Origin of the sequence: Geobacillus sp. LYN3, from assembly GCF_003064505.1 — a bacterium.
In the GTDB taxonomy this organism is placed as follows: Bacteria; Bacillota; Bacilli; order Bacillales; family Anoxybacillaceae; genus Parageobacillus_B; species Parageobacillus_B toebii.
This window is the reverse complement of sequence record NZ_QCWL01000001.1, coordinates 132315-138330: the sequence shown is the minus strand read 5'-3', so window position 1 is coordinate 138330 and position 6016 is coordinate 132315. Positions and strand designations below refer to the sequence as shown.

Below are 6016 nucleotides of genomic sequence, written 5' to 3'. Positions count from 1 at the left end.
AGCGAAGCGATATGCGTTCAACCGTTTGCTGGAGGGAAGGAACGCAAAAGACATCATCAAGCACCTTACGCGCCAATTTCGGCTCAACAAACGGTATGCCGAAGACGTGGTCTTGCTTGCTCAATCGCTGATTTCTTCTCAACGGGAGCTGCTTCCAATGCGTTTAGAGGATGTGCAGGCGAAAATCGAAAAAACCGAAAAGAAAATCGATGACTACCAACATGGAAGAAAAACACCGAAAAAAGTTGATCTTCCAACATGTTTAGACGGATTACACCGACGATTAGAAAAACTGAAATCCAAAGAAGATGAGCTAAAGCACCATCTCGACCATGGAACGATTCCACGTGTGATTTTTGGCGGGAAACAGAACTTTTATAAGCGCTTGAAAGGAAAAATCACGAACGAAGAATGTTGGCGCAGTGGTCATCGAAAACATTCAACTAAGACAGCAGCACGATACAGACAGACGATTCAATCGCTTCACCCATAATTTCAAAAAGAAAAAGCTGACGGAAACGATCATTCGTCGGGGCTTAAGGCTTGGGTTTCGCATCAAAAAAGTGAATCCGGCGTATACAAGCGTCATTGGACGTTTCAAATATATGAAAAAGTATGGGTTATCCGTCCATGAAAGTGCCGCATTTGTCATTGGCAGACGGGGATTAGGGTATCGCGAACGGTTGCCAAAAGAACTCATAGATACCATAAAAACGAAAGTGAAACGCCATTTGGTTGCTTTGTTAGGGTCGATGGAAGAATCCTACAAGCAATCGAGAAGCGGCAAGAAACAACGCCAATATATCGCGATGATGCTACGCAAAATCGAGAATTTCAAACAAGAGCATGAATGGTCGTTATGGAATATCTTGCACAAATTCTGCTGGATGAACCAGTACCAAATTCAACTAAAGGAGGTGTAGACCCCTGGTTGCTAAAATCGTTGTCGTGTACTGACCGATGGAAGGAATGGTGCACGACAGGCGCCGTCGCTGACAGCGATCCACAGGATGTCTTTCACAGCAGGTGAATGACAAGGGAAATTCCCTTCCTGATGGAACTCGGGTGTTTCCTGAGCGGCAAGCGGTGTTTCCTGGTTCCATCGCGGTGAGTCGATTTTTATAGATTTTAGTAACCAGGAGCTGTTTATGCGTATTCCGCAGCTTCGTATGGAAGCAACATTCGCAAGACTGGCGATTTCCACCGAGCCTGCGCAACTGGAAATCACGCAGCCGCCAGCCGAAATGACGATCGAACAGCCGAAGCCAGAACTGGAGATCAACGTCCTCCGCCCGCGCCTAACGATCGATCAATCGCAAGCGTGGGCAGAGATGAATTTAAAACATGTGTTTCGGCTTATCGAGGACGCGGCAAAAGACGGTTACGAAACATGGCTGTCGTACATAGAGACCGTTTCCGCGCAAGGAGATGAGCTGATGAAAATCGAAAACGGCGGCGACGTTATCGCTGAGCAGGCGCAAGCAAACAGTGAAGACCCGCCGTTGGAGTTTAACATCGGCTTCGTGCCGTCGCCGTTCAGTGTCAAAATCGATTACGAGCCAGGCAAACTATTGATGGATTGGAAAATTCATAAGCCGCTCATTGACGTAAAACCGCACCATCCAATTATCCGTTACAAACAAGGAGCGGTCCATATTGATTTAGCACAGCGCAACTCGCTGCACATCGACGTGGTTACGTAAATACGAATAGAGGGATGAATGAATGAAAATCGCGACAAAATATCATGGAGACATTGAAATTCATGAGAAGGACATTATCCGTTTTGAACAAGGAATTCCAGGGTTTTTAGAGGAAAAACAGTTTGTCTTATTGCCGCTCGAAGACACGCCGTTTGTTATTTTGCAATCGGTAAAAACCCCTGCGCTCGGGTTTGTCTTAATCGAGCCGTTTTCATACTTTCCAACGTACGAAATCGACCTAGATGACAACACGCTCGAGCAGCTGCAAATCACGTGCGAGCAAGATGTTGCCTTGTACGTCATTTTAACCGTCGCCGAGCCGTTCGACGACACGACGGCGAACTTGCAGGCGCCGATTGTCATTAACGTAAACAAGCGCCTCGGCAAGCAAGTTATTTTAACAAACACGAACTACAAAACGAAACATCGCCTCTTTCCCGAAAAAGTGGCGAAATAAAGGAGGCGGCAAGTATGCTTGTACTAACGCGCAAACTGAAAGAAGTGATTCAAATTGGCGATGACATCGAAATCACCGTCCTTGCCATTCAAGGCGACCAAGTGAAGCTTGGCATCAGCGCACCGAAACATGTTGAAATTCATCGCAAAGAAATCTATCTCGCTATCCAAGCCGAAAACAACGCCGCCTCCCTCGCCTCCAAAACATCGCTCGAGCAGTTGAACGAACAACTGAAACACTGGAAAGGGGGGAAACAGGTATGAGCATCAGCATTATGGGCATCCATGTCCCAGGAATCATTGCGAGCATTGTCCAAGATAACAAACAAGCCGCTGAACAAGCGTTAAATGAAATCATTAATAAACATAAGGATGACCCAGCACACATTATTAAAGAAATTCAACAGCCTTCGCCATTTTCCCAATTTCTCGACATCAAAATCTAAAAAATTTTTTCTTCAACCTATTAAACTTTTAAAAAACAAACCGATATAAAAAGTGAACGCGGCATAGCGAAGAAAGGCGGCCGACTTTCTTCCTATTCGCGATCTATCATTCCACAAGGATGTGGAAGAAAAAAATTTCAAGGAGGAAAAGAAGATGAGAATTAACCACAATATTTCAGCGTTGAACACGTATCGTCAATTAGCGTTCAACAATACGCAAGCAGCTAAGAGTATGGAAAAACTATCTTCCGGCCTTCGCATTAACCGTGCTGGTGACGATGCGGCAGGTCTTGCGATTTCGGAAAAAATGCGCGGGCAAATTCGTGGGTTGGAAATGGCTGCGAAGAACTCACAAGACGCAATCTCGTTAATCCAAACAGCGGAAGGGGCTTTAAACGAAACAGAAGCAATTCTTCAACGTATGCGTGAATTAGCAGTGCAAGCATCGAACGATACAAATACTGATGCAGATCGAAATGAAATTCAAAAAGAAATTAGTCAATTAAAGGATGAAATTAACCGTATTTCAAATACTACTGAGTTTAACACTAAAAAGCTACTAAATGGTAGTGTGGGTAATGTTGCAAATATTGCATCTGGCGCATCTATGAAATTACAGCCTGTTAAAGTTGCTGATTCAGCGCTAGCCACTGATACTTATACTGTAACCCTTAGCGAAGCTGGCACGATTACGGCTACTGCAAAAACAAATACAACCGGCATCAATGCTTCTACCGATTTTGATTTCACTGATACAACTAAAGTATCTGGTCTAAAATTAGGAGACTATAAATTAGTTGTAAAATCAGCAGTAGGCTCTACTTTTGATTTTGAATTACAAGATGTAAACGGTGTAACGGTAGCGAGTGTTAGCGGTGTAGATATTAGTAATAGTGATGCGACATTAACAAATTCTGCAAGTAGTGTTACTTTTACGATTAAGAAAGGCGCTACAGTTCAAGAAGGGGAAATGACTTTTAACTTAGGGGCAAATTTAGGTAGTGAGTCTAATTTAAAAATTCAAAATTCCGCGAATCAAACTATCTTTGCGAACACAGCTAACCAAACATTAACAAAAAGTGACTTTAAAGCTGGCGGATTACAGTTTGATATGACAGTTGATACTATATTAACTAAAGGTAATGCTAATATTGTTGTTACTAACAATGCTTTAACAATGCATATTGGTGCAAATGAGGCACAAACTATGAAAGTTGATATTAATAAAATGGATACTGTAAGTCTTGGAATTGATAAAATTGATGTAACATCGCAGACAGGTGCTGAAACAGCGATTACCGCAATTAATGATGCAATTGAACAAGTTTCTGCAGAACGTTCTAAATTGGGTGCGTTCCAAAACCGCCTAGAGCACACAATCAATAACTTAGGAACAGCTGCTGAAAACTTAACAGCTGCGGAATCCCGCATCCGCGACGTAGATTATGCCTTAGCCGCTTAAATGGCGACAGGCACAGTCGTCCTAGCTGGAAACGGCTAGGAGTATGACCGGGTGAATTGCTGGAAACCCCTTAGAGCCTTTGCGCCACAACGTAGCTGGAAACGGCAAGCGTGATGGCTGGAAAAGTCAAAGGATTGGGCAACCAGCAGCCAAGCTCCTGTCCCGAAAGGGTGGAGAAGGTTCAACGACTAGGACATACCGCCTAAGGCGAGAAGCTATGGCGATGAAGTCCGTAGGGTGAACAGGATTCCTCCATCGCCCTGTATCATCCGAAGCGCCCGGCCCCTAACAGGTAAAGCTGAGGGTGAAGATGTAGTCTTGTCCCGTCACGAAAGTGAGGGTGGCACGATGGCCAAAGAAATGATGGAGTTCACGAAGAACAACATCCTAACACAAGCAGCGCAAGCGATGTTGGCTCAGTCTAGTCAAATTCCGCAAGCAGTGTTGCAACTGCTTCGGTAATTTGATTAGAAGGGCGTCTTAGCTGGAAACGGCTAAGAGGATCACTGGGTGAATTGCTGGGAACCCCTAAAGCTTTCCTTGCCACAACGTAGCTGGAAACGGCAGGCGTGACGGCTTGAAAAAAGGAAAGATGCAACAATGGGCAACCAGCAGCCAAGCTCCTGTCCCGAAAGGGTGGAGAAGGTTCAACGACTAGGACATACCACCTAAGGCAAAATGCTATGGTGATGAAGTCCGTAGGGGAGGCAAGATCGCCGAACCGAAGCGCCCAGCCCCTAACAGGTCGTGCTGAGGGTGAAGAGATAGTCTACACAACGGTCGAAAGACGTTGAGGCATGGCAAGCCAACCAACAACCACAAGCAGTATTGCAACTGCTCCGTTAATTTCGAATATTTACCAAAGAGATACCGGCATTTGCTGGTATCTCTTTTTCAATGTTGCTTGACGATGAAGGAAGGGAATGAGAATGACTATACTGCCGTACATATTACAAGATTTTAATGAAAATGGAGTGTACAATAATTGCCAAGATGAATTAAAAATAGAATTTACAGATATTATTCACGCTGCTATTACGGTCGGTCGAAGAAACTGGGATGATGTGTTGTATCATGGAATTTATTCGGACTATGAAGTGAATTTCAGGACTAGTCTTGTTCAAACGTTTTTAACGGATAATGGAAACTCTCGCTATCTTACGGTTAGCGGACCTTATCATACATTAGATCCCAGCGAAAAGGGAGCTATAAATTATTTTTTAGGTTGTACTTTTGCGCATTTGCTAACGATGAAGTTGTTTAACATTAATTGGATTATGCATTTAGATGTTTATCAGGCAGGTCTATACGGTCCAAATCCTGTTAATATTACAATGAATGGAGAATCGAATAGAAGACCCGACTTTATCGGATATGATTCATCTAATCGATGGGCAGTGATCGAAGCAAAAGGCAGGACACAGTTTAAACGTGGAGATTTGGCAAGGGCGAAAGAACAAACGGAAAATTTGAAAACAATAAATGATGAAGAGCCAATATTCAGACTAGCTATAATGAGTTACCTCAACAATAACATGATAAATATTCGTATAAGTGACCCTCCCAAGCCGAATGATTATGCCCTTCATTTAAAAGTGAATATGAGTCAATTTTTAAGAGATTATTATGCCCTTCCGTTTTACATTGTAAGCAAAGGAAAGAACAGTGTAGTAAATATTAACGGTTTAGATTTTATTGTATTAAACGATCCTTGTAAAATCTTTAAAGTGGGAATCGAAAAAAATCTTTTTATGGTCTTATCAAAATCAATTGAAGATAAAGAAATTAATTTTCACAAAGAGCTAGAGTCAATAGGTTATTTTAGCGAAAGCTTTCAGAATCATCTTAAAGAAATTGACGAAAATAATAAGAATTGTACTGTAAATTAGCACATTATTTCAGAATCCCTTTTTCAAATTATTTCAGGCGGATTCGGAAATAATGTGCAA

Annotated in this window: 8 protein-coding genes and 1 pseudogene; all 9 read left to right on the top strand. The window is 42.8% G+C overall.

What is annotated here, in order from left to right:
* A pseudogene (locus DCC82_RS17840) lies at positions 1-493 on the top strand (hypothetical protein); the annotation flags it as partial.
* Entirely contained in the window at positions 423-923 is a 501-nt protein-coding gene (locus DCC82_RS17835; RefSeq protein WP_233252885.1) for an IS200/IS605 family accessory protein TnpB-related protein, read from the top strand. The pseudogene DCC82_RS17840 and the gene DCC82_RS17835, both read left to right, overlap by 71 nt.
* Before the next feature lie 225 nt (positions 924-1148).
* A complete protein-coding gene (locus tag DCC82_RS00770) occupies positions 1149-1703 on the top strand; it encodes a DUF6470 family protein (RefSeq protein ID WP_097353853.1) in 555 nt (184 codons plus the stop codon).
* Positions 1704-1725: 22 nt separating this feature from the next.
* Entirely contained in the window at positions 1726-2160 is a 435-nt protein-coding gene (gene fliW, locus DCC82_RS00765; RefSeq protein ID WP_097353852.1) for a flagellar assembly protein FliW, read from the top strand.
* A 14-nt stretch (positions 2161-2174) separates the two neighbouring features.
* Positions 2175-2423 carry a carbon storage regulator CsrA gene (gene csrA / locus DCC82_RS00760; RefSeq protein ID WP_097353851.1) on the top strand — a complete coding sequence of 83 codons (249 nt, stop codon included), beginning with the start codon at positions 2175-2177 and terminating at the stop codon, positions 2421-2423.
* On the top strand, positions 2420-2605 hold the full coding sequence (locus tag DCC82_RS00755) for a hypothetical protein (RefSeq protein ID WP_097353850.1): 186 nt from the start codon (positions 2420-2422) through the stop codon (positions 2603-2605). Before csrA ends, DCC82_RS00755 begins: the two co-directional genes overlap by 4 nt.
* Before the next feature lie 154 nt (positions 2606-2759).
* Entirely contained in the window at positions 2760-4067 is a 1308-nt protein-coding gene (locus DCC82_RS00750) for a flagellin N-terminal helical domain-containing protein (protein ID WP_097353849.1), read from the top strand.
* Positions 4068-4415: 348 nt separating this feature from the next.
* The gene (locus DCC82_RS00745) at positions 4416-4529 is read left to right on the top strand and encodes a flagellin (RefSeq protein WP_080729561.1); all 114 of its coding nucleotides are present in this window, start codon (positions 4416-4418) and stop codon (positions 4527-4529) included.
* A 467-nt stretch (positions 4530-4996) separates the two neighbouring features.
* Positions 4997-5956 (top strand): hypothetical protein, encoded by a 960-nt coding sequence (locus DCC82_RS00740; RefSeq protein ID WP_108430202.1) that lies wholly within the window; start codon positions 4997-4999, stop codon positions 5954-5956.
* Positions 5957-6016: the final 60 nt, after the last annotated feature.